The organism is Sphingomonas faeni (assembly GCF_040407495.1).
Taxonomy (GTDB): Bacteria; Pseudomonadota; Alphaproteobacteria; order Sphingomonadales; family Sphingomonadaceae; genus Sphingomonas; species Sphingomonas faeni_D.
Genome location: NZ_JAPZPP010000001.1, coordinates 1,041,025 through 1,064,573, shown reverse-complemented (window position 1 = coordinate 1,064,573; position 23,549 = coordinate 1,041,025). Strand labels below are relative to the sequence as shown.

At 62.4% G+C, this 23,549-nt stretch carries 25 protein-coding genes and 1 pseudogene; 17 read left to right on the top strand and 9 right to left on the bottom strand.

All coding sequences use genetic code 11. From position 1 onward, the window contains the following. Nucleotides 1-63 precede the first annotated feature (63 nt). Entirely contained in the window at nucleotides 64-1,014 is a 951-nt protein-coding gene (locus O6W96_RS04710) for a PAS domain S-box protein (protein WP_353468489.1), read from the bottom strand. A 387-nt stretch (nucleotides 1,015-1,401) separates the two neighbouring features. On the opposite strand from O6W96_RS04710, the gene O6W96_RS04705 reads away from it, so the two are divergent. Next, nucleotides 1,402-1,593, top strand: a complete 192-nt coding sequence (locus O6W96_RS04705; RefSeq protein WP_353468488.1) for a hypothetical protein — start codon at nucleotides 1,402-1,404, stop codon at nucleotides 1,591-1,593. An 82-nt stretch (nucleotides 1,594-1,675) separates the two neighbouring features. Here O6W96_RS04705 and O6W96_RS04700 read toward each other — a convergent pair whose 3' ends face one another. From O6W96_RS04700 to O6W96_RS04685, 4 genes are read right to left on the bottom strand one after another with little or no spacing between them, the layout of a single operon-like run. Beyond that, a complete protein-coding gene (locus O6W96_RS04700) occupies nucleotides 1,676-1,966 on the bottom strand; it encodes a DUF1488 family protein (protein ID WP_353468487.1) in 291 nt (96 codons plus the stop codon). Nucleotides 1,967-1,971: 5 nt separating this feature from the next. Further along, nucleotides 1,972-2,259, bottom strand: coding sequence for a hypothetical protein (locus tag O6W96_RS04695; protein ID WP_353468486.1), 288 nt, complete (start codon nucleotides 2,257-2,259; stop codon nucleotides 1,972-1,974). 27 nt (nucleotides 2,260-2,286) lie between these two features. Further along, nucleotides 2,287-2,958 (bottom strand): SOS response-associated peptidase, encoded by a 672-nt coding sequence (locus O6W96_RS04690; protein WP_353468485.1) that lies wholly within the window; start codon nucleotides 2,956-2,958, stop codon nucleotides 2,287-2,289. Nucleotides 2,959-3,011: 53 nt separating this feature from the next. Continuing rightward, nucleotides 3,012-3,281 carry an HU family DNA-binding protein gene (locus O6W96_RS04685; protein WP_056485706.1) on the bottom strand — a complete coding sequence of 90 codons (270 nt, stop codon included), beginning with the start codon at nucleotides 3,279-3,281 and terminating at the stop codon, nucleotides 3,012-3,014. Between the two features lie 40 nt (nucleotides 3,282-3,321). Here O6W96_RS04685 and O6W96_RS04680 point away from each other — a divergent pair, with 40 nt between their 5' ends. After that, on the top strand, nucleotides 3,322-3,498 hold the full coding sequence (locus O6W96_RS04680) for a hypothetical protein (protein WP_353468484.1): 177 nt from the start codon (nucleotides 3,322-3,324) through the stop codon (nucleotides 3,496-3,498). Here the strand turns inward: O6W96_RS04680 and O6W96_RS04675 are convergent. Beyond that, nucleotides 3,495-3,941, bottom strand: a complete 447-nt coding sequence (locus O6W96_RS04675; RefSeq protein WP_353468483.1) for a hypothetical protein — start codon at nucleotides 3,939-3,941, stop codon at nucleotides 3,495-3,497. The genes O6W96_RS04680 and O6W96_RS04675 overlap by 4 nt on opposite strands. Before the next feature lie 192 nt (nucleotides 3,942-4,133). Here O6W96_RS04675 and O6W96_RS04670 point away from each other — a divergent pair, with 192 nt between their 5' ends. The 5 genes from O6W96_RS04670 to O6W96_RS04650 all read left to right on the top strand — a co-directional run bounded on the left by O6W96_RS04670 (nucleotide 4,134) and on the right by O6W96_RS04650 (nucleotide 10,587). Next, entirely contained in the window at nucleotides 4,134-4,898 is a 765-nt protein-coding gene (locus O6W96_RS04670; RefSeq protein WP_353468482.1) for an ImuA family protein, read from the top strand. 163 nt (nucleotides 4,899-5,061) lie between these two features. Next, nucleotides 5,062-6,597, top strand: a complete 1,536-nt coding sequence (locus O6W96_RS04665; RefSeq protein WP_353468481.1) for a DNA polymerase Y family protein — start codon at nucleotides 5,062-5,064, stop codon at nucleotides 6,595-6,597. Next, complete coding sequence (locus tag O6W96_RS04660; protein WP_353468480.1) at nucleotides 6,594-9,857, top strand: error-prone DNA polymerase; 3,264 nt, start codon at nucleotides 6,594-6,596, stop codon at nucleotides 9,855-9,857. Before O6W96_RS04665 ends, O6W96_RS04660 begins: the two co-directional genes overlap by 4 nt. Beyond that, complete coding sequence (locus tag O6W96_RS04655) at nucleotides 9,857-10,144, top strand: hypothetical protein (protein WP_353468479.1); 288 nt, start codon at nucleotides 9,857-9,859, stop codon at nucleotides 10,142-10,144. Before O6W96_RS04660 ends, O6W96_RS04655 begins: the two co-directional genes overlap by 1 nt. Continuing rightward, nucleotides 10,141-10,587: a hypothetical protein gene (locus tag O6W96_RS04650; protein ID WP_353468478.1), complete on the top strand. Its 447-nt coding sequence runs from the start codon at nucleotides 10,141-10,143 to the stop codon at nucleotides 10,585-10,587. The genes O6W96_RS04655 and O6W96_RS04650 overlap by 4 nt, the downstream gene beginning before the upstream one ends. 33 nt (nucleotides 10,588-10,620) lie before the next feature. Here O6W96_RS04650 and O6W96_RS04645 read toward each other — a convergent pair whose 3' ends face one another. Continuing rightward, nucleotides 10,621-11,430 carry a SirB1 family protein gene (locus O6W96_RS04645; protein ID WP_353468477.1) on the bottom strand — a complete coding sequence of 270 codons (810 nt, stop codon included), beginning with the start codon at nucleotides 11,428-11,430 and terminating at the stop codon, nucleotides 10,621-10,623. 352 nt (nucleotides 11,431-11,782) lie between these two features. Here O6W96_RS04645 and O6W96_RS04640 point away from each other — a divergent pair, with 352 nt between their 5' ends. From O6W96_RS04640 to xth, 6 genes and pseudogenes are all read left to right on the top strand, one after another. Further along, nucleotides 11,783-12,274: a nucleoside deaminase gene (locus O6W96_RS04640; protein ID WP_353468476.1), complete on the top strand. Its 492-nt coding sequence runs from the start codon at nucleotides 11,783-11,785 to the stop codon at nucleotides 12,272-12,274. A gap of 107 nt (nucleotides 12,275-12,381) precedes the next feature. Then, nucleotides 12,382-12,897 carry a ferritin-like domain-containing protein gene (locus O6W96_RS04635; protein ID WP_353468475.1) on the top strand — a complete coding sequence of 172 codons (516 nt, stop codon included), beginning with the start codon at nucleotides 12,382-12,384 and terminating at the stop codon, nucleotides 12,895-12,897. Nucleotides 12,898-12,962: 65 nt separating this feature from the next. Further along, entirely contained in the window at nucleotides 12,963-13,229 is a 267-nt protein-coding gene (locus O6W96_RS04630; RefSeq protein WP_353454184.1) for a hypothetical protein, read from the top strand. Between the two features lie 315 nt (nucleotides 13,230-13,544). Then, nucleotides 13,545-14,558 (top strand): ATP-dependent DNA ligase, encoded by a 1,014-nt coding sequence (locus tag O6W96_RS04625; RefSeq protein WP_353468474.1) that lies wholly within the window; start codon nucleotides 13,545-13,547, stop codon nucleotides 14,556-14,558. Then, nucleotides 14,555-17,046 (top strand): annotated as a pseudogene (gene ligD / locus O6W96_RS04620) (DNA ligase D). Before O6W96_RS04625 ends, ligD begins: the two are co-directional and overlap by 4 nt. A 25-nt stretch (nucleotides 17,047-17,071) precedes the next feature. Continuing rightward, nucleotides 17,072-17,869 carry an exodeoxyribonuclease III gene (xth, locus tag O6W96_RS04615; protein ID WP_254686101.1) on the top strand — a complete coding sequence of 266 codons (798 nt, stop codon included), beginning with the start codon at nucleotides 17,072-17,074 and terminating at the stop codon, nucleotides 17,867-17,869. A gap of 268 nt (nucleotides 17,870-18,137) precedes the next feature. On the opposite strand, the gene O6W96_RS04610 is transcribed toward xth, so the two are convergent. Further along, the gene (locus tag O6W96_RS04610) at nucleotides 18,138-18,260 is read right to left on the bottom strand and encodes a DUF3606 domain-containing protein (protein WP_254686100.1); all 123 of its coding nucleotides are present in this window, start codon (nucleotides 18,258-18,260) and stop codon (nucleotides 18,138-18,140) included. A 91-nt stretch (nucleotides 18,261-18,351) separates the two neighbouring features. Next, the gene (locus O6W96_RS04605) at nucleotides 18,352-20,121 is read right to left on the bottom strand and encodes a recombinase family protein (protein WP_353468473.1); all 1,770 of its coding nucleotides are present in this window, start codon (nucleotides 20,119-20,121) and stop codon (nucleotides 18,352-18,354) included. A 434-nt stretch (nucleotides 20,122-20,555) separates the two neighbouring features. On the opposite strand from O6W96_RS04605, the gene O6W96_RS04600 reads away from it, so the two are divergent. From O6W96_RS04600 to O6W96_RS04585, 4 genes are all read left to right on the top strand, one after another. After that, nucleotides 20,556-20,897 carry a type II toxin-antitoxin system RelE/ParE family toxin gene (locus O6W96_RS04600; protein WP_353468472.1) on the top strand — a complete coding sequence of 114 codons (342 nt, stop codon included), beginning with the start codon at nucleotides 20,556-20,558 and terminating at the stop codon, nucleotides 20,895-20,897. Continuing rightward, nucleotides 20,894-21,178, top strand: a complete 285-nt coding sequence (locus tag O6W96_RS04595; RefSeq protein ID WP_353468471.1) for a helix-turn-helix domain-containing protein — start codon at nucleotides 20,894-20,896, stop codon at nucleotides 21,176-21,178. The genes O6W96_RS04600 and O6W96_RS04595 overlap by 4 nt, the downstream gene beginning before the upstream one ends. Nucleotides 21,179-21,277: 99 nt before the next feature. Next, nucleotides 21,278-22,393 carry a metallophosphoesterase family protein gene (locus O6W96_RS04590; RefSeq protein WP_353468470.1) on the top strand — a complete coding sequence of 372 codons (1,116 nt, stop codon included), beginning with the start codon at nucleotides 21,278-21,280 and terminating at the stop codon, nucleotides 22,391-22,393. Then, entirely contained in the window at nucleotides 22,390-23,451 is a 1,062-nt protein-coding gene (locus O6W96_RS04585) for an AAA family ATPase (protein WP_353468469.1), read from the top strand. Before O6W96_RS04590 ends, O6W96_RS04585 begins: the two co-directional genes overlap by 4 nt. The last annotated feature ends 98 nt before the right edge of the window (nucleotides 23,452-23,549 follow it).

Here is a 23,549-nt window from a genome sequence, read left to right as displayed (position 1 = left end):
CTCTTCGCGGCCAGCATGGCCGCTGTTAGATCGGCAATCCACTTATCCCCGCTGTTCAGATTCCTAGAACCACCTCTCTTCCAGCCTCTCGCGAAAGCCGGTGCGGTTCAGCAGTCCAGTGAGCGCATCATAATGAGCAAGATGCTCGAGACGCCGTTCTCGCTGTCGGCGCTCGGTGATGTCATGAATTTGGGCACCGAACTCGACTCCCGCGGGGCCAAGCCAACTCGCCATTCTCATCTCGATTGGGAACTCGGTGCCGTCCTTACGGACAGCGACGAGCTCCACCGACTTGCCTGACAGCTTCGACGTGCACCCTGCCGCGACCTTCCTGAACCCGGCAGCATGTTCTGCCTGGAAACGTGCCGGGATGATAAGCTCGACCGGTCGACCGATCACCTCTGACGGCGAATGACCGAACAGCGTCTCGGCCGCCGGATTCCAGAAGGTAATGCGGCCTTCTGCGTCAGAGGTTATCAGTGCCAGCCCTATAACGTTTGCAAAGCCGCCTATTGCGCGGTTTAGTAGGCCTGCCCGTCGCTTTTCCATGATCGTGATGGCTACTGATGCAAGGTCGCTGAGGAGCTCACGTTCGACACCACTAAAGGCAGAGCGTGGCTTGGTGTCGATAATGCAGAGCGCGCCGAGATGGTGCCCCTCGGCGTTAATTAAGGGCGCGCCCGCATAGAAGCGCACGCCTGCCTCTCCGGTTACCATCGGGTGATCCCGAAAGCGTGGGTCGACAGACGCGTCGAACACAACCAGCGGCTCGTCCATGGTCAAAGTGTACGCGCAGAATGACAGGGAACGTTCGGTGGAGCACAGGTCGATGCCGTGGTGTGACTTCAGCCATTGCTCGGTCTCGCCAACAAGCGAGATCATGCAAATCGGTACGTCGAAAAGTTTTGAGCCAAGCGCAGTGACTTGATCATAAGCCAGTTCAGGTCGGGTACCCAGCAGGGCGTACGACTGTAAGGCTGCTAGCCGCTGTGTTTCTGTCGAGTAAGGTTTCACAGACAGTCCGATAGATTGAAGCCCGCCGTATGCCGTATGGCCGCAAAAGGTTAAGTAATTCCGTTTGGGCCTGCCTTGCTACACAATTCGTAATGTTCCGTCTCAAACGAAGGGGATGTGAAACGTTCGCTTCAAGACGCCTCACGTGAAATCCCATTCATGCGTTCGTAGCGTGAAAGCCTACGGCGCGAGATTGCCATGAGTGGGATTACACGTTCCGTTCCCAATACAGTTTCTAGGGGGAGCGGCGTCTTACTATATCCGCGTTCGTCATCAACTCTCCATAGGCATACGGTTTGTAGTCCGCTTCAAATAGGTTAATTCTAGGAACCATTGGTGCGAGGCGGCCCTGCTTTATTTTGCCGAATGCTTAGGACTGGTAAAACGGTGAATTACAACTCAGCGATAATAGTCGAAGAACCCGCATTTGAAACCGACGTCAATGAACTACCGGACGACAGCAACGGGCCGAAAGATACCCTTGAGGATAAACCAATCGCCGACGAACAAGAGCCAAACGATCTTGAGGAAGCGCAAGAGGAAGGCGCGGAGGAGCGAGAAGAGGGCGGCTTTTACTGAAATAGGCATGGAGACGACGTGGGTCCGAAGCGTAACCCGCTCCGGACCATTGAACCAGTTGAATCGCGAACGTACTTCGACGCTAAAGCGCCACATCTGAAGTCGTAAGCAGGATCGGTGGCTCACCACCTAGGCGTTTCACAAACTCACGCTGAGCGATGCGGTAAATGTCGCTTTCGAACTCGATGAAGACCTCAACCGCAGTTTCCGGATCAATTCCGTCCAGCTCCGGGTTTAGCATCTCGGCCAACGCTTCGCTGGTGATCAGAAACTCGACGGGACCAAAGTCGGTCGTGCCGGTGAAGCCGATGCTATCACGCTCCGCCACCCAATATCCGTCACCGCGCTCGAAACTGACGCTGGATTTCACCATAGTAATTACTTTTCTACGGTTGGAGTGGCCGGCAAATGCTCGACTAGGGCTGCGATAGCTTCGCCAGTGAACGTCGTACTGGAAACCCCTTCGATCTGAACGGCATGATCCGTGGTCAAGGTCGCCGCTTCTCTATTTTCAGGGTCCAGCCTGACCCAATCCCGCACGGCTCGCTCGAGGTTCGTCACTTCGGCGATATCGGTGTCACCGCGAGGCACGTTTTCCAACGACGCGCTCATTCGCCAGTTGATGTCCGGGGTCTTGGCGCTTTCGCCCCACGTCGCTTCTGTCATTGTCAGTCACCTTTCGGGGTTCAAAGGCTAGAATAGCACAGGTGATCGGGCGTCCTCCGCGTCCGCCGATGCCTTGCCCTCAACGCGCATCAACTGCGATGGGTAGGGCGCGACCAAGTCCTTCAGTTCGTCCCAGGGCGCTGTCAGCCAACGATCGTAATCATCGTCGTGTAGGATGACCGGCATGGCCTTGGGGTGGATAGGCGCCACGATCGCGTTCGGATCGGTCGTCAGGAATCCATAGGCGTCACCGCGCTCGGTCGGACGCCAGATGCCAGCAAAGGCGAAGATTGGGCGGCTGGGCACGTCAAACCAGTGCAAGGGCTTCTTGCCGTCTTCGCCAGGCGCCAACCCATATTCAGAAAAAGCGGTGACCGGGACGAGACAGCGTCGCGCCGGCGTCGTCAGCATCGATCGCCAGAAGCTGGAGTTAAGGTTCCGCACGTTCGTCACGTACTTGGTAAGTTTGACCGAGGGGTCGCGCGCGCTGGGTACTTGCGTCGGCACGCCCCATTCCATCCGCTCGAGCTTCCGCTCGGCGCCGTCCTGCACGATCACCTTGCCGTAGAACGGGGTCTTCTTGCCGGTCGGGAAGATGTCACCGGCGGGATATTCCTCATCCTTTTCATAAGGAGGTCGGATACCGAAGGTGACCGCAAGGTCGACCTCTTTTGCGGTCATACGATACCGGTTGCACACGAAGCCTATCCCTCGGGTTGGCGCCGACGAGATCGCTCGTCGGCGCACATGCCTTACATCTTGTCTTTCAGCCCCTTGGCGGCCGTGAACGCAACCTTCTTTGAGGCCGCGATCGTGATCGCCTCACCGGTGCCGGGGTTACGGCCTTCGCGCTCCGGGCGGTCCTTGACGGTAAACTTGCCGAACCCTGGGATTGAAACTTCCTCGCCCTTCACGGCTGCGGCCGCGATCTGGTCGAATACGGCGGTGATCGCCTTCTTTGCATCGGCCTCGTTCGAACCGGTCGCTTCGGCGACGCCCTTGGCCAGGTCACTTACGTTCATGCTATTCGTTCTCCATCGGAAACACTGGCGGACCTTAGCCATGACGAATGACGAGACAAAGACCGTACTGGACGAGGCAAGCGTTGCGGCGGTTCGCCTCATGCTGGTCAAGCTCGCGGATCACGATGTCGCCGAAGTCTATGAGGCGACCGCAGGGCGGGGACCAATCGCAGACTTGGCAGCCGAGGCAATGCGCGCCCGTAACATCGATCTCTAACGGTTAGCGATGCGCTCGCGTGTGACGCGAGGATCCTCGTAGAGATCCCGGATCGCCCGGAGCCGAAAGACATTCCACCAGCGCTGCCAGCGATGCTCGGCCGCATCGTGGATCATGTGGCAGCGCTGACATAACGCCTTGAGGTTCGAAGGCGCGCTGTTGCCGGGATCATGATCGAGGTGTGCGCAGGCCAGAACGACATACGTCACCCGGACCGACGCCAGGACGAACCCTGCTTTCATCGAAATACGCTTGCCCCGGTCCGACCGCCAGCAACGGACATCGGCGTCCCACCAGCGTCCGTCGCCCAAGTGGACCACACGGCGCAGATGCGGCCGACTGCATCCCTCGCACTTGGCCCCGGCGCGATCGAACCGAACCGTCTGCGACAGCTGCCGCCAGTCGATCGGATAGAGCCAGCGGTTCTCGGGGCGGATCGGCATGACGATTCCATGAGTCAATCGCGACCAGAACGAAAGCGAATTCGTTCCGCTCTGTTTACGATTCGTTGCGCACCCGTTCCGTACCGCCCTGAGCCGCGGTCAAGCGCAAAGAGTCCGAACGATCGACATTTACCCGTTGACCAACAGCAGTTGGTAACGGAACATAAAGGGAACGAGTAGAGTCTAGCCAGTATGTCATCCGTCGGTTCCGAGTCCTTACCCCACAGCATCGCGCACCTGCGTACGGTCGCGATGCCGGTTGCCGACTACCGTGTCATGCCGTTCGGCATTGCCGATCTGGACGGCCGTCTGAATGGGGGAGGGCTTCGTGGCGGAGCGCTTCACGAGGTAGCGTCGCGGACTTGCTCGCTCGTCGATGATGCGGCAGCCACGCTGTTCCTTGCCGGCATCGCAGGGCGCGAAGCGCAGGCGCTCAACGGGCTGGTTCTGTGGGCAAGCTGCCGGAACGACCTTTACGCGCCAGGCTTGGCGCAAGTCGGACTGTGCTCTGCCAATGTGATCTACGCACAGCCGAACGACGATGCGGCTCTGCTGGCTGTCGTCGAGGACGCTGTCCGCGATGGCACGCCATCGGCGGTGATTGCAGAAGCGAGCAGAGTTTCGATGGTCGCGACCCGCCGCCTTCAACTCGTCGCGGCCGAAGCGGATATTCCGGTGCTGCTTTTGCGGCGTTGGCGGGGACGTGAGCATGATCCGTTGAGTGAGCCGTCCGCTGCCTGGACGCGCTGGCGGATCGCCAGCGCGTCGTCCGAGCGGCTGAGCGTCGCGGGAGTGGGGCGGGCACGTTGGTCAGTCGAACTCGCACGGCAGCGGACCGGCGGGTCTTTTTCCCTGATAGTGGAGGGCAGCGATGAGACGGGTCGTCTCGCTGTTCCTGCCGAACTTGGCCATCGAGCGGCTGAGACGGCTGGAACGGCCCGCTACGCGGCTGCCTGAACGGCCAGCCCTGCAACTACCGGTCGACGACGATCCGGGTGCCTGTTCGGTACCCCGAGGCGGCGGTTGGCGTCCTGGCGCTCGCTGGGCTCGAGACGGTGTACAATCACGCGGGGACGTTGAAACGCAGATCGCCGCGCTGCCAAATCATGCGCACCCGCCTATGCGCGAGCTTGGCCGGCGATCGGAGGCGGCAAGCCATCCGTACAAGGCTGCGGCACCCGCTCTACGCGCCTTTGCGCCTGTAGCGCTGCCAGTTGAGCACGCACCGCTTGCGTTGGTTGGTAAGGTCGGGCGGCGCGAAGAGGTCGTGCACGCTTGCACCGGTGCACAAGCGCTCGGCATCCACCCCGGCATGGCGGCCACTCACGCACGCGCGCTGGTGTCCGACCTCGACTTCCGTCCGGTGGAGCCCGAAGCCGACGCGGCTCTGCTCGATCGCCTTGCGCTGCTGGCGGTCCGGCGCTGGTCGCCGATCGCGGCGGTGACGCCGGCCGACGGCCTTTGGATCGACCTTGCTGGCTGCGACCACCTGCATGGTGGGGAGGAGCGGTTCTGCCGTCGCCTGGTCGCTTTTTGCCGTCGCGCCGGCTTCACCGCCCGCGTGGCGGTCGCCGACACACCAGGCGCTGCTCATGCGCTGGCGCGCTTCGGAAGGGAGGATCTGACCCATGTGGAGCCACGCGGGACGGTCGAGGCACTGAGTCCATTGCCGGTAGCCGCACTGCGCCTGACGCCCACAGCGCTTACCGCGGCGCGCAAATTCGGCTTCGAGCGAGTTGCGGATCTGTTGCCGGTCGCGCGCGGGCCGTTGGCACGACGGCTTGGCCTGCAAGCAATCACGCGCCTCGATCAGGCCTTGGGGGGAATGGCAGAGCCGATTACCCCGCGTGAGGACATGGAGGTGCCGGCCGTCGAGCGCCGCTTGCTGGAGCCGATCAGCACCGCCGAGGCGATCGAGCAGGTCATGGGTGACCTGCTGCGCGACCTCGCGGAGCTGCTACAGGCCAAGGGGCTTGGTGCCAGGTCGTTGCGCCTGACCGGCCTGTGTGTCGACGGCAGCGAGCAGATCGTGGCGGTAGGCACATCTCGGCCGACCCGCGAGGTGACGCATCTCCTGCGGCTGCTAAAGCTGCGCATCGAGCGCATCGACCCGGGCATGGGGCTTGAGCAATTCTCGCTGGTGGCCCCGCACACAGAGCCACTTGATGCGGTCGACCTTGGCGCTGTCCTCGCCGGTGAGACACTGGTGCGCGATCCGTCGCGCCTGGTCGACCTCATCGCCGGACGGATCGGGGGGAACGCCGTCTTTCGCATCGCGCCTGTCGAAAGCCATGTACCGGAGCGGGCAGTTGTCCGTTCCGATCCGAACTTGGTGCCGGGAGACTGGCCGGTCTGGCAACGCCCGATCCGTCTCTTCGCGCATCCAGAGCCTTTGCACCGGGTCATGGCGCTGATGCCTGACCAACCGCCGAAGCGGTTCGAGTGGAGGGGCAAGACGTACAAGGTCGTCGCCGGCGACGGACCAGAGCGGGTTCACGGCGAATGGTGGCGTCGCGATGCCGAGGTGTGGGCGGTCCGCGACTATTACCGCGTCGAGGATGAGGCAGGCGGTCGCTACTGGGTGTTCCGCCGCGGTGACGGCTTCGAGGACGACACTGGCGATCTTAGCTGGTGGATGCACGGGGTCTTCGGATGACCCACTATGTCGAGCTTCAGGTGCTGACACACTTCTCGCTGCTGCGCGGTGCGTCCAGTCCGGACGAGCTGTTCGCGGCCGCTGCCGTGCTTGGCTACCCGGCGATCGGCGTTAGCGACATCGGCACCGTTGCCGGCGTTGTGCGTGCATGGGAAGCGCAGAAAGCCACTGGCGTCCGCTCGATCGCGGGCACGCGCATCGATCTATCATGCGGTCGTCGTTTGCTGATTTACCCAATCGATCGGTCGGCCTGGTCGCGAATTACGCGACTGCTGACCGTCGGTAAGAAGCGGGCGGGAAAGGGGGGCTGCCTGCTTCATTGGCAGGACCTAGAGCCATGGTCTGAAGGCGTCATCGCCATCCTGCTGCCGCACGAGGCGGACAACGAGAACCTGGCCGCGTTAGTCGACCTGAAGGCGATCTACGGTCGTCGCGGCTACATGGCGCTGTTCCAGCGGCGCCGACCAGGAGACGCAGTTCGGATCGATGCGCTCGCGCGGCAGGCTGGCGGTGCCGGCGTGCGCGCCGTTGTGACAGGCGACGTGCTATATCACGCGCCAGACGCGCGGCTGCTGCAGGACGTAGTGACAGCGGTGCGCGAGAAATGCACCGTCGACGAGCTTGGCTATCGCCGTGAGGTGAACGCCGATCGCGCGCTGAAATCGCCCGACGAGATGGTCCGGCGCTTCCGCGCCTATCCCGACGCGTTGCAGGCAAGCGTCGACATCGCGCGGATCTGCACCTTCAATCTTGGCGAGCTTCAGTATCAGTACCCGCATGAGAAGCTGATCGATGGTCTGACGGCACAGGAAGCGCTCCAGAAACTAGCCAAAGAAGCGGTCGAGCGGATGTTCGATGGCGACGTGCCGCAGGCCTATACCGACCAGATAACGCACGAAATGCGGTTGATCGGCGAGCTTGGCTATGCGCCGTACTTTCTCACCGTCTACGCGATCGTGCGGGAAGCCCGCCGGCGCGGTATCCTGTGTCAGGGACGAGGATCGGCTGCCAACTCGTGCGTCTGCTTCGTGTTGGGCGTCACCTCGATCGATCCGATCAAGCATGAGCTGCTATTCGAAAGGTTCGTGTCGGGGGAGCGCCGGGAGCCGCCCGACATCGACGTCGATTTCGAGCATGAGCGTCGTGAAGAGATCATCCAGTGGATCTACGAGACCTACGGCCGAAACCATTCCGCGCTGACTGCCGTCGTTACACGCTATCGGGCCCGTGGAGCGGTTCGCGACGTCGGCAAGGTGCTCGGTCTGCCGGAAGACCTCACCTCGTCACTCGCGGGTCTGGTCTGGGGCTGGTCGGCCGATGGCGTCGGCGAGAAGCAGGTCGAGGAGCTTAACCTCGACATCGGCGATCGCCGGCTTAGGCTGACGCTGGAGTTAGCGCGCAAGCTGATTGGCGTACCGCGCCACATGTCGCAGCACCCGGGCGGGTTCGTCCTAACCCATGACCGCCTAGATGACCTCGTCCCGATAGAGCCCGCGGCCATGGAAGACCGCCAAATCATCGAATGGGACAAGGATGACATCGATGCGCTGAAGTTCATGAAGGTCGACGTGCTGGGCCTCGGCATGCTGGGCTGCATGAACCGCGCCTTCAACATGCTCGAGGCGGACAAAGGGCTGCGAGTAGGGCTTGCCGACCTGCAGGACGACGATCCCGACGTCTACGCGATGATCTCCAAGGCCGACACGCTCGGCACCTTCCAGATCGAGAGTCGCGCGCAGATGAGCATGCTGCCGCGGATGAAACCGCGCCGCTTCTACGATCTGGTGATTCAGGTCGCGATCGTGCGGCCGGGACCGATCCAAGGGGACATGGTCCATCCGTATCTGCGTCGGCGCGAGGGGCTGGAGAAGCCCGAGTATCCCCGGCCCGAACTGCGTGCCGTGCTGGAGAAGACGCTGGGCGTTCCGCTCTTCCAAGAGCAGGCGATGAAGGTCGCGATCGTCGGTGCCGGATTCACTCCGGCCGAGGCGGATCAGCTGCGCCGTGCCATGGCGACCTTCAAGGTGACGGGCGGCGTATCCCATTTCTCGGAGAAGCTGGTCGAGGGCATGGTCGAGCGTGGATATCCGCGAGACTTCGCCGAGCGTACTTTCCGCCAGCTCGAGGGCTTTGGCTCATACGGCTTTCCGGAAAGCCACGCGGCCTCGTTCGCCAAGATCTCCTACGCGTCGTCGTGGATGAAGCATCATCATCCCGACGTGTTCTGTGCGAGCCTGATGAACGCGCAGCCGATGGGGTTCTACGCGCCGGCACAGATCGTCGGCGATGCACGCGCGCACGGTGTCGAGGTTCGACCGCCATGCGTCAACGCAAGCCGGTGGGACTGCACGCTGGAGAAGAACGGCGGGCGCTATCTCGCTGTCCGGCTCGGGCTCCGACAGATCCGCGGCCTGTCCAACGCGGACGGTGCGAAGATCGTCGGCGCGCGCGAGCTGACCGCGTTCGAGAGCGTCGAAGACGTGTGGCGACGATCGGGCGTCCAGCGCGCCGCAATCGAGAAGCTCGCGGACGGCGACGCCTTCCATAGCTTTGGTGCCGATCGTCGGCAGGGCTTATGGAAGGTGAGGGGGCTCGGCGAAGCGCCGTTGCCGCTGTTCGCCGCGGCCGATCGCGCGGACCATGCCGTCAGCGCGGAAGGTATCGAGCCTGATGTCGAACTGCGGCCGCTGACCGACGGTCGTGAGGTGATCGAGGACTACCGCGCGCTGCAGCTCTCGTTGCGCGCGCATCCGCTGACCTTCGTCCGTGACGAGCTGGCCAGGCGTGGCGTGACCAAATGCGCGGACCTGGCGACCATTCGCGACGGACGGCATGTCGAAGTCGCCGGCATCATCCTCGTTCGCCAGAAGCCGGGGTCTGCCAAGGGTGTGCTGTTCATCACGATCGAGGACGAGACGGGAATCGCCAACGGCATCCTGTGGCCCGATCGGTTCGAGCGGCAGCGCCGCACCGTCATGTCCGCGTCGATGATCGGCATGAAGGGCAGGGTGCAGAAGGAGGGCGAGGTTATCCACGTCATTTGCGACCGGATCATCGACCACGGTGACCTGCTGCACCGGGTCGGCGAGATGTCGTTCCCGCACCGGACGGGTCGCGGCGATGGCGCGAAACATGCCGGCTCCCCCGACCGTGGCGACAAGGGCTGGAGTCCTGCCCCTCGCAACTCTTACTGGCCGCCCCATGCGGACGGCATGGATCCGGAAGCCGTCGTGAAGTTCAAATCTCACGACTTCCACTAATGGCCAAACTCGTCCGTCATCAGCGCGTTGTCATCGCGCTGTCGGTGCATATCTTGCGTGGCGGCGTTGCGCGCTGCTCGGACGCGCGCGTCGATGTCGTCGAAATCCGGTTGGCGCTGCGCTGCCTGCTGCCGCACTGCCCGGAACGCTGGCCACTCGAACTCTACTGGGATGCCGCAGCCCAAGAGAACGAGATCGGCAGGGCACAGGGCGTGACCGCGGCGTTCAACGGGATCGTCCGCCAACTGCGCCGCGCTGGCTGTTATGAAGAGGTGTCTGATCCGTGAGTATGAGACTACCGCGAGCAGCCGTTGCTCGCGTTCCTGACGGCACGCGGATCGTCAGCGTCGAGCGTATGTCGCGGGCATTCACTAAATACCATCTGGATGACGGACGCGCGCTACACCGGTTCAAGATGGAAGAGCCGCACGCGACGCCGCATGATCACCCCTGGAGCTTCGACACCGAGATCCTTGATGGCGGCTATGTCGAAGAGGTGCTCCACCTGGATCCAGGCGGTGGTTGGCACAGCGAGCTCGTCCACCGCATCCCGGGCGAAACCTACCATGTCGATGCCGCGCACATTCACCGCATTGTCGAGCTGCCGACGGGTGAGTGCTGGACGCTCGTCCGCGCAGGTCCCCATACACGCGAGACCCGGTTCTGGCGTTTCGGAGACGCGGTTCAGTCCCGGGCCTGGCATGAGCGCCGGTGGACGCGCTTAGGATAAGGCATCACGGCAAGGGTCGATCCACCGCAATATTCATGACGGCGTTGGCCGGGGAAGGGCATCGAGCGCTGCCGATACCTGCAGGCGCAGATCGTCGTCCCGGGTGATCTCCAGCATCGCGCTAAGGCTGCTGCGGGCGCCGGCCACATCACCTACGACCAGCTTAAGTCTGGCGCGCTCCCACCAACCATGGGCGTGCGTGGGTGCTACGATCGTCATACGGTCGTACAGGACCAGCGCGCGTGCGGGATCCCCGGCCTGCTCGGCACGGGTCGCCTGGTTGAGCAGCAGGCGGACGAGCGCCGACCGGTTCGACAGGGGAAGCATCCCGTCGGAAAACCGTGCCTGGCCCGTCATCTGCTCTAGCAAGGCTTGCACCTGTGCAGGGGCGACGATGCGACCATCGTTGAAGGGGTCGATGATCAGCGCATCCGACGCGTCGCCAAGGCGCACCAGGACGTGACCGGGGGTATTGAGCGGCATTGCCGACCATCCGAGACGTCGTGCCATCGCCACATAGAGGATCGACAGACTGATCGGCAGGCCAAGCCGACGATCGACAACCGCGATCAGGTCCGCATTCTGCGGATCGTCATAGTGTACGCGGTCGCCGGAGAACCCGAATTCTTCCACCATCACGCTGCTCAGGGCCTGGGCCTGAGCAGCGCTGCCCACTGCGTCGCCGTCAGCAGCGCGCAGGGCTATTTCTATGTCGGTGAGTTCGTCGATATATCCCTCGAGATCGATACCGGGATGATCGAGCGCGGCCAATTCTAGGGCGGCCAGATCGAGCTCGATTTCCGTGTCTTCCATCAGCCCGAGATGAAGAATGCTATTGGTCATGAGCCGTTAGATGGGGGGCTGCTTCTATCGTTTCTATGGCAACGTAAGGCTAGGCGGTCCGGCGTACGCCGCGTCACGTGCGATCCCAACATGTTGGGCGCCGATCCACCCAAAAGCGATGATCACGATCCTGGACCCGCCGATATCGATACTTGGCTGCGCGGATCGTATGACGATATCGTCCGCCTGCACAAACCCTATGACCCTGCAAGATGACCGTCTTAGAGCCTGTCTTCGCAACCCGCAGCAAGGAGCGGTAGCGTTCGGCCATCCTCGGCAAGCAACTACGACTGCGCCGAACGATCCATTGTGCACGCTACGCGTTGTGCGACCGTAACAGGGAGCCGAGACGATGACTCAGGATGACGAACGCTGGATGCGCGAGGCGATCGCGATCGCGCGATCGAAGGGTTCCGATCCCTCAACGTCGCCGCTGGGGTGCGTGATCGTCCTCGACGGCAAGGTTATCGCGGGCGAGCGCAATCAGACGAAGGAATTGCCGGACGCGACCGCGCATGCCGAGATGATGGCGATCCGACGGGCGTGTGAAAGCACCGGGGAATTGGAACTGCGCGGTGCAACGCTTTACTCAACGCTGCAGCCCTGCGGCATGTGCACAATGGCGTCGATCTGGTCGAAGGTCGGCCGCGTCGTTTACGGGGCGGGCCGCGATGATGTTCATGCGATGTATTTCGAAGCGCAGCACGTCGACACGCTCGCGTTCATCGGCGACGCCTACCGCGACGACATCGTTATCGAGGGAGGGTGCCTTCGCGACGACTGCGCCAAGCTCTATTATGGTCCCGACGCCGAGCTACCAGTCGACGAGCAGGCCAATCTATAGCCCGCTGAGGCGGCGCTAAACCGAACGAAACTTACCCCTGAGTCGGTGCGTTGCGGCGGTGCCGGAGCAGTTTGCTTCGCGGCTATCCGCTCAGCGAGGACACTATCATGGGCCTGTTTTCCAAAGACATCGTGACGTTCGACGATCTGTTCCTGCATCAGCTGCAGGACGTTTATTACGCAGAAAACCAGATCACCAAGGCCTTGCCTAAGATGGTCGACAAGGCGACGGCACCAGCACTGAAGCAGGGTTTCGAAACCCATCTGCGTGAGACGGAAGGGCAGATCACACGCCTCGAGAGCATCTTCGACCTGCTCGGTGAGAAGGCAAAGGCAGTGACCTGTCCGGCGATCGACGGCATCATCAAGGAAGCCAACGAAGTCGCTGGCGAGATCCAGGACAAGGCCGTGCTCGACGCTGCGCTGATCGCGTCGGCACAGGCGGTCGAGCATTACGAGATTACGCGGTACGGCACGCTGATCGCCTGGGCAAACCAGCTCGGCCGCGCCGATATCGCAGCGATCCTGAAAGAGACGCTCGACGAGGAATATGCGACCGACGACAAGCTGACGGCGATGGCAACGTCGAGCGTGAACGCAAAGGCGGAAGCAGTTACCGCATAAGCGTTTCAGTGTCGGGGGGCCGATGCCCCCCGACCAGTTTCCAGCATCCATGAAAGGCACGTTCGATGGCCGATGAGATCGCATTCACGCTTCCCGAAGCCTTGCGTGCGCAAAAGCACATGCGCGATGCGCTAGGCCTGGGCGAGGAACGGTTCCCGGTGCCCGCCTTCATCAACATGGTAAGCGACGAGATCGAGCAGCTGCGCGACGCTGGCAGGACCGATGGCGAAATCGCGGCGCTCGTCAAAGAATCGAGCGGTCATGCGCTCACCGAAGCGGATATAGCGCGCTACTACACGCCGGTCGAAGACCGGCACTCCAACGAGCATTGAATCCGCCCCTACCAGGCCAGCGATTACGTCCCTTGTCAGGGACAGGGGGCACAGGTTTGCTGTTCTGATCAGGACCACCGATCCCCGTGTCGGAGTAGCAGGAACAGATGGCGACTGGGGGGCTTTATAACTGAAGGCCGTCTGGAGTGATCTTATGTTCAAAGATGCCGTGACCAAATCGATTGCGCTTAACGGTTTTCCCAGTTCGGTTGGCGTTGCTCCGCTGCCAAGTCGGCAGGAACGACGTCGCGAGGCAGCAAAGGGAAAACGACTGGCTCCCAAACACTGTGCGTGCTGCGCCCCGGACCAGAACTGATGGTCGCAGACCGGCCTTCGCCAATGGAAGCCAAGCTCGTAAATGAGCTGCCGGTCGAACCGGGCTGGCAATATGAGCCCAAATGGGACGGTTTCAGAGCGCTGGTCTTCCGTGATGGCGAGGCCGTCGACATCCTTTCCAAATCAGGAAAACCGCTCGGTCGCTACTTTCCCGAGATAGTCGCGCTTGTCGCATCGGTCCCGCAGGCGCGTTTCGTGCTCGACGGCGAGATCATCCTATCCATCGCGGACATCCTCTCGTTCGATGCGCTTCAGGCACGGCTGCATCCGGCGCAAAGCCGGATAGATCGCTTGGCGAAAGAGACGCCTGCGCAGCTGATGCTGTTCGATTGCCTTGGCGTCGATGATGCCGACCTAATCAATGCGCCGCTCTCGGCTCGCCGGAAAGCGTTGGAGGCGTTCCATACTCGCCATGCCCGCGCTGGTCTCCTGCTGTCGCCCTGTAGCGATGATATCGACGACGCTACGGCCTGGTTGGCGACGAGCGGCGGGGCGCTGGACGGCGTCGTCGCGAAACGGCTGGACGAGCCTTACCGTGGCGGGGAACGCGCCATGCTGAAGGTGAAGCAACATCGGAGCGCGGATTGCGTCGTAGGCGGCTTCAGACGGGTGAAGGAGGGTAGCGAGGTAGCATCGCTTCTGCTCGGGCTTTACGATGATAACGGCAAGCTCAACCATGTCGGCTTCACCTCAGGTATAGCCGCGGCCGACCGCGCGGCGCTTACCGCGAAGCTCGAGCCGTTGATCGAAGCCCCGGGCTTCACGGGTAAAGCTCCCGGCGGTCCCAGTCGCTGGAACGACGGTCGTGAGAGCGAGTGGGTCCCCTTGCGGCCAGAACTCGTCGTCGAAGTCCTGTACGATCAGGTGACCGGGAACCGGTTCCGGCACGGTACGCGCATCCTGCGCTGGCGTCCCGATAAGGCACCTGAGGCGTGCACCATGGATCAGCTGGAGCATGAGCTTCGCCCTGCTGAATTGGGCATAGCGTCATGACTGGTTCCTCCTCCAGCGATGCCCTGGCGAAATACCGGGAGAAGCGGGATTTCGCCAGAACCGCCGAGCCCGAGGGCCGGATCGCCAAGGCGGGAGGCAATCGCTTCGCCGTGCAGAAGCATGCCGCGTCTCGCCTGCGCTATGACTTGCGGCTCGAACTCGACGGCGTTCTCAAGAGCTGGGCCGTCACGCGTGGACCTAGCATCAATCCCGACGACAAACGTCTGGCAGTTCGTACCGAAGACCACCCCGTCGAGTACGCCACGTTCGAAGGCACGATCCCGAAGTCGGAATATCGCGGCGGGACGATGATGCTATGGGACACGGGAACGTGGGAGCCGCTCGCTGGCAAGGACCCGAGCAAGACGCTGCCTGAGGGACATCTCCACTTCTTCCTGCATGGGCATCGTCTCAAAGGCGAATGGATGCTCTTCAGGCTAAAGCCGCGCGGGAAAGAGAAGGGCGAGAACTGGATCCTGCGCAAGGTTACCGACGACCAGGTTGGCGGATCGGAGGATCTTGTCGGAACACACCTTACGGGGGTGGTCAGCGGACTGACTATGGAACAGATCGCCTCAGGCGAGCGAGGCAAGTCGAGGGCACCGGCAACGCCCACCGCAAAGCCTGCGACGAAAGCTGCAAAAGCACGAGCGACAGGCCGTAAGAAGGCAGGCTCACCCCCGCCATTCCAACCTGTCCAGCTCGCGACGCTTGTCGATCATGTGCCCGCCGGCAACGCCTGGTTGCACGAGATGAAATATGACGGGTATCGAACGCTGGTGGCGGTCGGTGGGGGGGCGGGGCGGGCCTATACGCGATCCGGGTTGGACTGGACGGACAAGTTCGCGGGCCTCGTTGCCGACGCCGCGGATCTGGATGCGTCGTCGGCTCTCATCGATGGCGAGGCAGTGGTCGTCGATGCCAACGGCAAAACCGACTTTCAGGCGTTGCAGGCTGCGCTGAAAGGAGACCCGGACGCGATCCTGTACTACGCGTTTGACCTGCTGGCGCTCGACGGTGAGGATCTGACCGGACAACCGCTGTTGGAGCGCAAGGCAAAGCTAGCGTCGCTGCTCGCGGGCGGCACCGACCGGATCCGCTACTCCGACCACATCGTCGGCCGCGGCGAGGAACTGTTCGACACGTTTTGCGCCGAAGGTCTTGAGGGTGTCATCTCGAAGCGCGCGGACGCGCGCTATGTCGGCTCCCGGTCCGGCAGCTGCTGAAGACGAAGTGTATCCAGAGACAGGAGTTCGTCATCGTCGGCTGGTTGCCGTCCGACAAGCAGCGAGGGTTCAAGTCGCTCCTCTTGGGCGTCAACGAGGACGGTCATCTCCGCTATGCCGGCAAGGTCGGAACAGGGTATACGGCCGAGGAGATCGACAAGCTGATGGATCTGATGACGCCGCTGGCCGTCACGAAGCCGACCGTCATCGCACCACGCGCAGCCGTACGCGGCGCACGCTGGATCAAGCCGCAGCTGGTGGCCGAAGTGGCGTTCATGGAAGTGACGAGCGACGGGGTATTGCGCCATTCCAGCTACCTGGGCTTGCGCCAGGACAAGAGACCCGAGGCGGTCGTCGTCGAGAAGCCCGCGCCCGTTGCTAAGCTCGAGGCACCCGAGCCCTCCATCGTCCGAGTGACCAATCGGGAACGGGTGATCTTTCCCGAGTCCGCAATCACGAAAGGCCAGCTTGCCGACTATTACCAGGCTGTGTCCGGCATCATGCTGCCTTGGTGCGGAAGTCGCCCGATAAGCCTGGTCCGCTGTCCGCAGGGCCGAGGGAAGAAGTGCTTTTTCCAAAAGCATGACGCCGGCAGCTTCGGCGATCATGTCCACCATGTCGGGATCGCCGAGAAGGACGGACACGACGAACCCTATTTGTTCGTCGACGACGCTGAGGGTCTCGTCACTTGCGTCCAAATGGGTACGATTGAGTTCCACGGCTGGGGTGCGCGGATCGAGGACGTCGAGAAGGCCGACCGGCTCGTGTTCGATCTCGATCCCGATGAGGGCCTCGATTTTAAGGACGTCATTTCCGCGGCCCTTCACGTCCGCGACGTACTGGCTCAGATGGGCCTAGAGACCTTTCCGATGGTGACGGGCGGAAAGGGCGTTCACGTCATTGCGCCGCTGACACCGCAAGCCGAGTGGCCGGCTGTGAAGGATTTTGCCCACCGCCTGGCGCTCGTCCTGGCCCAGTCCGAACCCGATCGATATACCGCAGCCCTTGCCAAGGCCAAGCGAACCGGACGCATCTTCATCGACTATCTGCGTAATCAGCGGGGGGCGACGGCAGTCATGCCGTACAGTACTCGTGCTCGCGAAGGCGCGCCCGTTGCCGTGCCCATCACGTGGAAAGAGCTCGGAAAACTCGACCGCGCATCGGGCTGGCATATCGGCGATGCGGGTGCGCTGTTGAAACGCGCGGCGTCCAAGGATCTCGTCGGTTGGGGACGCGCTGACCAAATTTTGCCCGACCTATGATCGACTCTGTTCGCTTGGTGCCCCGATGAAGATCGCAACCTACAACGTGAATGGCATCAACGGTCGCCTGCCGGTGCTTCTGCGCTGGCTGGAGGAAGCACGGCCCGACGTCGTCTGCCTGCAGGAACTGAAGGCGCCGGACGAGAAGTTCCCGTTGAGTGCGATCGAAGCGGCGGGTTATGGCGCGATCTGGCATGGTCAGAAGAGCTGGAACGGCGTCGCCATCCTCGCCCGTGGCGCCGAACCCGTTGAAACTCGACGGGGGTTGCCGGGCGACCCGGAAGACGTGCAGAGCCGCTATCTCGAAGCGGCCGTTGGCGGCATTCTGGTCGCAGGATTCTATCTACCCAATGGAAATCCGAGGCCGGGTCCGAAGTTCGACTACAAGCTCGCCTGGATGGAGCGCCTGATTGCTCATGCGGCCACGCTGTTTGATACCGATGCGCCAGTCGTGCTGGCCGGCGACTACAATGTGATGCCGACCGAGATGGACGTCTACAAGCCGGAACGATGGATCAAGGACGCGCTGTTTGCGCCGGAGGTCCGGGCCGCGTTCTTTCGTTTGATCGATCAAGGTTGGCTGGATGCGCTGCGGGCAAAGCATCCCGACGAAACGATCTACACGTTCTGGGACTACTTCAGGAACGCGTATGGTCGCAATGCCGGGCTAAGGCTCGATCATCTTCTCCTGAACGCCCCTGCGGCCGCGCGACTGGCGGACGCGCAGGTCGATCATCACGTCCGGGGCTGGGAGAAGTCCAGCGACCATGCCCCTGTGTGGCTCAAACTGAAGGCTGCCCGACGGAAGCGTTCCGCAACCTGATTGTCGGGCCGGCGCGCGCGATCATCACACTTCGAACTTCAAATGCGTCGGCTTTGTCAGCCCATCCAGCGCCGCTCCAACTTGCATGAGCACGTCGCCATTCCTCATGAACTCGAGCGTCGCGCTCAGGCTATTGCAGGGCCGTGACGTCTGCTCATTTTGACGTGATGGGGCTGCACCTTGCCGGTGGTCAGGCGCTACCGCGTTGACCGTTTACCTTGCCAGCGGCAGCGTCGAGCTTCTCACGGTCGTTCCCGACCTCGGCAATCTAGTCACGCGCCTGCTGCGCACTCAGTCCATGCTTCTGGGCGAAATACTCGACCTCGTATGGTTCGCTACCCGAAACACGGCTGCGATCACGGCCGTCTGTCTTGCTCTTGTCATCTGCCATTTTCACGTCCTTACAACTTCGGGATTTTGAAGCGTTTGGGCCCCAAGACGTTCCCCAAAAATCTCGGAAAATAGCTCTGTTAAGTCGTCTACTAAACCACCGTGGCGGGTGACACGATGGCGCTTCTCGTCAGGCAAAATCGAGTTCTACAGCGGTCAAATCCTGTCCCCGCAACCATCTTGATTTGCAATGCCTCCTCGGTCACCTCCGCGGAGGCTTTTTGCGTTTCCACTCCGGCACATAGCATCAGTATCGACGCAAGCTCGCCGCGCAGGTCGATGGTGAGATCGCCGTCTTCCGGCGTCAGCACCACAGCCTCGATGAGCGCGCGCAACCGGTCGAACGCCTGCGCCTTCAGCGCGTCGTCCTCGAACGCTGCGGTGAGCTGTTCGACCTTCTCGCGGTACACGCGGCCCAGGTCCGGGGTAAGCAGCTCGGGCTCCGGGGAAACCGTCTGTGCGGTCTCCTGTTCGGTAAGTTCCAGTTCGGCGAGCAGGGCCTTGCGTCGCTCGGTCCAGATCTTCATCTCGTCGACGAACACCGTCGCGTCCACGCCTTTGAGGATAGCCGCCTTGGCGTACCCGAGCTGGTGATCGAGATTGGCCAGTTCGGCTTCCCGCTCGGGGCGGGCGCTGACCGTTTCCGCTGTCAGGCGCCGGGTCTCTGCCTCATATTCCAGAAGAAACGCTGCAACGACTTCGTCACGCAGCATCTCGCTCGACAAGCCTGCCAGCACGCGTGCGTCGAGTTCGTCCTGGCGGATCGTCAGCCGGTTGTCGCACCAGGTCGGTCCCTTCTTGGCGGCGCCCTGGCAGCCGAACCGGGTCTTGCCCGATTTGGCATAGCTTGCACCGCAGCTGCCGCAGCTCATCTTGCCGGTCAGCAGATACCGCGGGCGCTGTTGCGCGAAGAAGGGCAGGCCAGCCGTCTCGGTACGCTGTTTCGGCCCGCGCGATAGCGTAGCCTGGCGCAATTTGACCCGATCCCATAGCTCGAGGGGCACGATGCCGAGCGCCGGGGACTCGACGTCATCGGATCGCTTGTCCTCCGTATTGACGAAGGCATGGCGTTTGCCCGTTTCCGGGTTCTTGCGATACGTCTGTTTGCCGTACGGCCGTCGGCCTACATACAGCGGGTTGTTGAGGATGCCGGTGCCGCGTGCGGCATTGCCGGTCAGCGTGTTCGGCGTCCAGGCCGCGGCCTTGCCGAGCGGATGTCTGCTGGCTTTGCCGCTACGCGGTGATGGTACGCTGTCGGCGTTGAGGCGCCGCGTGATGGCGATGGGCGACAGGCCAGCCGCATAGTCCTCGAAGATCCGGACCACCACCATCGCCTCGTTCGGTACGATCTGCTGCAGGCCGCGGATGCGTTCGCCGTTGCCGTCGTGCTCGATGCGCTTCTCATAGCCGTACGCAGAGCCGCCGGGGTTCTTCCCCATCGCGTGACGACGCACGAGCGCATCGCGCGTCTTGTCGCTGGTAGCGCTCAGCTGCTCGGCGTTGATCGTACCGATCATGCCGATGTGCAGCGGCGTGACTATGCCTTCCTTGCGCGTGGCCAGGAGGATGCCGCGAAACCTGAGACGGTCGAACAATGTCGCGATATCGGCCTGACTGCGCGACAGCCGGTCCATGGCGTCAGCGTAGACGATGTCGACGCGGCCTGCGTCAACGGCCGCAAGCAACGCCTTCATACCGGGGCGGTGCATCGTAGCCGCCGACTCGGCTGCGTCTGTGAAGCAGAGCACCTCCTGCCAGCCTGCGCGGATGACCTCGCGCCGGCACATCATCAGCTGCGTTTCGATCGACTGCACGTCCTGTTTGTCCGTCGAATACCGCGCGTATATCGCACACCGCTTCATCTTTCCTCCATTCGTGCTTCCTGCATTCGCAACGAAGGTCGTCATGATGGTCGCCTACCCGTTTTCGGGGCGACCTGATTCCTCTGGGATATCTGCTGCCGTGCCAGGTCGCGCGCCAGCAGACGCGCGAGGTCCAGCGCGAGATCGTGGAGCGGGGAGGGCGGCTGCGACGGCATCCACGCCATCTGGCGCGCGCGGCGTCAAGCCGACTCCGACCTTCCCACATAGTTGCCCGGTTACACCGCGAAGCTGGCATAGGTCGGTCTGCCGCCGTCTATTTTGGTGGAAAGCAGCCCGTCCCTTTTCGGGCGGTGATCGCGGTAACCGGCCGTTCGTTCAGGCCGTGGGGCAGGGGGCCACTCGGCGCTTTCTGGTGCTCCCCGATTAAGCGCTGTGCGCTTGACTAACTACGGGTAAGCCGTACATGTTCTGGCATGCAGTCGGTCATCGAAACCAATGCCTACCTTGCGGCGGCAAAGGACGTTGGCATGAGTGCCGAGGAGCAACAGATAGTGGTTGACCTGATCGCGGCTAATCCAAAGGCCGGTGAGATCATGCCGGGGTGCGGCGGGGCCCGGAAGTTACGGGTAGCGCGACCAGGCGGCGGTAAATCTGGCGGGTACCGGGTTATCACCTATTATGCGGGCATAGATGTGCCGACGTTCCTGCTGACCGTGTTCGGAAAAAACGAAAAGGCCAACCTCACCAAGGGTGAGCGAAATGCCCTTGCCGCTTTCACCAAGACGCTGACCGACAGCCTTAGGAGGAAAAGATGAAGAGTGCCTTCGACAAGATCGCAGCCGGCCTCAGTGATGCTATTGCCCATGCCAATGGGGAAACGGGCCACGCAAGGGTAGCGGCGCCCATCGATGTGGCTGCGATCCGCAAGCGTACGGGCAAGACACAGGATCAGTTTGCCCGTGCCTACCATCTCCCGCTGGGTACAGTGCGGGACTGGGAGCAGAGCCGCAGCCAGCCAGACGCGCCGGCGCGTGTTCTATTGTCGCTGATCAAAGCCGACCCAGATACCATCGAGCAACTCGTGCAGCGGGCTTAGCGTCCTGAACAAGAACGCGCTCGAGATAATGGTAGCCAGCAGTACGGCAAAGTGGCGGCAGCGTTCGACACGTGGGCCAGAAGGCACCAAGAGAGCCCTATGCTACGCTTAATCCACACCGCAGACTGGCAGCTAGGTAAGCCGTACGGTCGCTTCGATAGCGATGTCCGTGCGGCGCTCAGCGAGGCGCGTTTCGATGCGATCGATGCGATCGGCAAGGCCGCGGTCGAGCATAACGCGGCGCATGTCCTGGTCGCAGGCGACGTCTTCGATACTGAAGGGCCCGAAGATCGCGTGATTGTGCAGGCGGTGTCGCGGATGCAGCGATATGCCTGCACGTGGTGGCTGCTCCCAGGCAATCACGACTTCGCCCGCAACAGCGGTCTGTGGGACCGTGTCCGCGCCAAGGGCGTGACGAACATCCGCATCGTCACCGAGCCCGTACCATGCGAACTTGAACCTAGACATTGGCTCCTGCCAGCGCCGCTGACCCACCGGCACAATCTGGATGACCCGACGGCCTTGTTCGACACGATGGAGACGCCGGGCGCGGCGCTTCGCATTGGCTTGGCTCATGGTTCGATCCGTGACTTCTCGTCGCGTGGCGAGGCGCAAAACCAGATTGCTCCCGATCGGGCCCAGCGTTCCAACCTGGACTATCTGGCGCTCGGCGACTGGCATGGAGCGCTGCGGGTCGACGCGCGCACCTGGTACTCGGGTACCCCAGAAACAGACCGCTTCCAGCGAGACGAACCTGGATATGCCCTGCTCGTGGCGCTTGAGCTAGGCGTGGAGCCCGTCGTGTCGCCGATCCGGACGGGCAGGTTCCAGTGGCTGATGCGGGAATGGACGATACCGGACGCGGATGGCTTTGCTGCTGAGTGTGAACGGCTGCTCGGTCCGATCGAACCGTCGGCGACGCTCCTGCAGTTGTCGCTTGCCGGAATCGTCAGCCTGTCTGACCGGATCGCGATCCTCGGTAGGCTGGACAATGACCTACGCCATCGTCTGCGCCATTTGGCGGTGACGGAGGATGATCTCGTCGGACGGCCGAGCGAGGAGGATCTGGCAGATCTCCAGGTCGAGGGAATGATCGGAACGGCTGCCGCCAAGCTGATGAGCATGATTGAGGTGGGGGGTGCCGACGGCGTCACCGCCAAGCGGGCGCTCGAGCGCCTGTTTGTAGAATATCAGCGCGGACAGGACGCAGCATGAGCCTCAAGATCCGGCGCATTGCGCTGACCAACTTTCGCAAGTTTCGCGATCCGTTCGTCCTCGATGGGCTGACCGACGGCCTGAACGTCATCATCGAGCCTAACGAGACCGGCAAGTCGACGCTGCTCGAAGCCATGCGTGCAGCCTTCTTCATTCGGCACAACACAGCCAACCGGCTGGCGCGCAGCTATGCGCCGCACGGTGAAGCCGTAGCGCCGCAGATCGAGATCGGCTTCGAGGCGAGAGGCGAAGAGTGGCAGGTCAACAAGCGCTTCCTCAAAGGTGCGTCAGTCGAGGTCCGTGGGCCAAACGGCCGTGCACAGGGCGAAGATGCCGAAGCCCAGCTGCAGGCATTGCTCGGCGCGCGGCGTGACACGAGTCAGGCCGGCGATGCGGCCGCGCATGGCGCGCTGGGGCTGCTTTGGGTAGGGCAGGCCCAGGCGCTTGAAGTCACGGCTCCGGGTGACATAGTCCGCGACAGCGTGCGCGCCACGCTGGAGGCTGAGGTCGGCACGATCATGGGCGGCGCAGCCTACCAGCGTGTCCGCCCCCGTATCGACAGCCAATTTGCAGACTATTGGACCACCACCGGTCGGCCTAGCGGTCGGCAGGCGGCAGCGCGTACCGAGCATGAGGCTGCGGAGCGGACCGCGAACGAAGCTGCGACCCGGCTCGCCGTCCTTGAACAGGGCTTCTCCGATCTCGAGGCAGCTCGGGCCAGGCTGAAGGTGTTGGACCGTGATCTTGCCGATACGACGGACGCAGATCGGCGAAAAGTTCTGGTTGGTCAGATCGACGTAGCGCGGTCCGCGGCGCAGTTGCGCGATACCCGACTGGCCGAGCAAGGCCGCCTTGCTGATCAGGTCAAGGGACTGGAGGATCTGACTGCGCGTCTCGCCGATGCTCGGAAGGCCGTCAGTGACACGGCCGCAGCGCTAAGCAAGGCTCGTGAGAAACGATCCGGCCTGGAAGAGGAATTGACCAGCACGCGTGAGCGAGCGGGTACGGCGCGCTGGCAGCGGCCCATGCACCGTGGACGAGCACTACGTTCCAGATAGTCGTCATGGTCATTTTCCTTAGCCGGGTCGCCTGAACAACCGTCAGCATGTAAGTTTGGAAGGAAGTCGGAGCGTCCGGGCTTCAGCACCCTCACAAT

What these genes read in the sequence shown, in the direction of transcription:
- O6W96_RS04625 (WP_353468474.1), top strand. Translation starts at nt 13,545, where the DNA reads ATGGTCGCAGACCGGCCTTCGCCAATGGAAGCCAAGCTCGTAAATGAG.
- O6W96_RS04680 (WP_353468484.1), top strand. Translation starts at nt 3,322, where the DNA reads ATGACGAATGACGAGACAAAGACCGTACTGGACGAGGCAAGCGTTGCG.
- O6W96_RS04640 (WP_353468476.1), top strand. Translation starts at nt 11,783, where the DNA reads ATGACTCAGGATGACGAACGCTGGATGCGCGAGGCGATCGCGATCGCG.
- O6W96_RS04630 (WP_353454184.1), top strand. Translation starts at nt 12,963, where the DNA reads ATGGCCGATGAGATCGCATTCACGCTTCCCGAAGCCTTGCGTGCGCAA.
- O6W96_RS04665 (WP_353468481.1), top strand. Translation starts at nt 5,062, where the DNA reads ATGCGCGAGCTTGGCCGGCGATCGGAGGCGGCAAGCCATCCGTACAAG.
- O6W96_RS04700 (WP_353468487.1), bottom strand. Translation starts at nt 1,966, where the DNA reads ATGGTGAAATCCAGCGTCAGTTTCGAGCGCGGTGACGGATATTGGGTG.
- O6W96_RS04655 (WP_353468479.1), top strand. Translation starts at nt 9,857, where the DNA reads ATGGCCAAACTCGTCCGTCATCAGCGCGTTGTCATCGCGCTGTCGGTG.
- O6W96_RS04605 (WP_353468473.1), bottom strand. Translation starts at nt 20,121, where the DNA reads ATGAAGCGGTGTGCGATATACGCGCGGTATTCGACGGACAAACAGGAC.
- O6W96_RS04585 (WP_353468469.1), top strand. Translation starts at nt 22,390, where the DNA reads ATGAGCCTCAAGATCCGGCGCATTGCGCTGACCAACTTTCGCAAGTTT.
- O6W96_RS04685 (WP_056485706.1), bottom strand. Translation starts at nt 3,281, where the DNA reads ATGAACGTAAGTGACCTGGCCAAGGGCGTCGCCGAAGCGACCGGTTCG.
- O6W96_RS04670 (WP_353468482.1), top strand. Translation starts at nt 4,134, where the DNA reads ATGTCATCCGTCGGTTCCGAGTCCTTACCCCACAGCATCGCGCACCTG.
- O6W96_RS04660 (WP_353468480.1), top strand. Translation starts at nt 6,594, where the DNA reads ATGACCCACTATGTCGAGCTTCAGGTGCTGACACACTTCTCGCTGCTG.
- O6W96_RS04635 (WP_353468475.1), top strand. Translation starts at nt 12,382, where the DNA reads ATGGGCCTGTTTTCCAAAGACATCGTGACGTTCGACGATCTGTTCCTG.
- O6W96_RS04600 (WP_353468472.1), top strand. Translation starts at nt 20,556, where the DNA reads ATGCAGTCGGTCATCGAAACCAATGCCTACCTTGCGGCGGCAAAGGAC.
- xth (WP_254686101.1), top strand. Translation starts at nt 17,072, where the DNA reads ATGAAGATCGCAACCTACAACGTGAATGGCATCAACGGTCGCCTGCCG.
- O6W96_RS04595 (WP_353468471.1), top strand. Translation starts at nt 20,894, where the DNA reads ATGAAGAGTGCCTTCGACAAGATCGCAGCCGGCCTCAGTGATGCTATT.
- O6W96_RS04695 (WP_353468486.1), bottom strand. Translation starts at nt 2,259, where the DNA reads ATGACAGAAGCGACGTGGGGCGAAAGCGCCAAGACCCCGGACATCAAC.
- O6W96_RS04675 (WP_353468483.1), bottom strand. Translation starts at nt 3,941, where the DNA reads ATGCCGATCCGCCCCGAGAACCGCTGGCTCTATCCGATCGACTGGCGG.
- O6W96_RS04610 (WP_254686100.1), bottom strand. Translation starts at nt 18,260, where the DNA reads ATGGCAGATGACAAGAGCAAGACAGACGGCCGTGATCGCAGCCGTGTT.
- O6W96_RS04645 (WP_353468477.1), bottom strand. Translation starts at nt 11,430, where the DNA reads ATGACCAATAGCATTCTTCATCTCGGGCTGATGGAAGACACGGAAATC.
- O6W96_RS04590 (WP_353468470.1), top strand. Translation starts at nt 21,278, where the DNA reads ATGCTACGCTTAATCCACACCGCAGACTGGCAGCTAGGTAAGCCGTAC.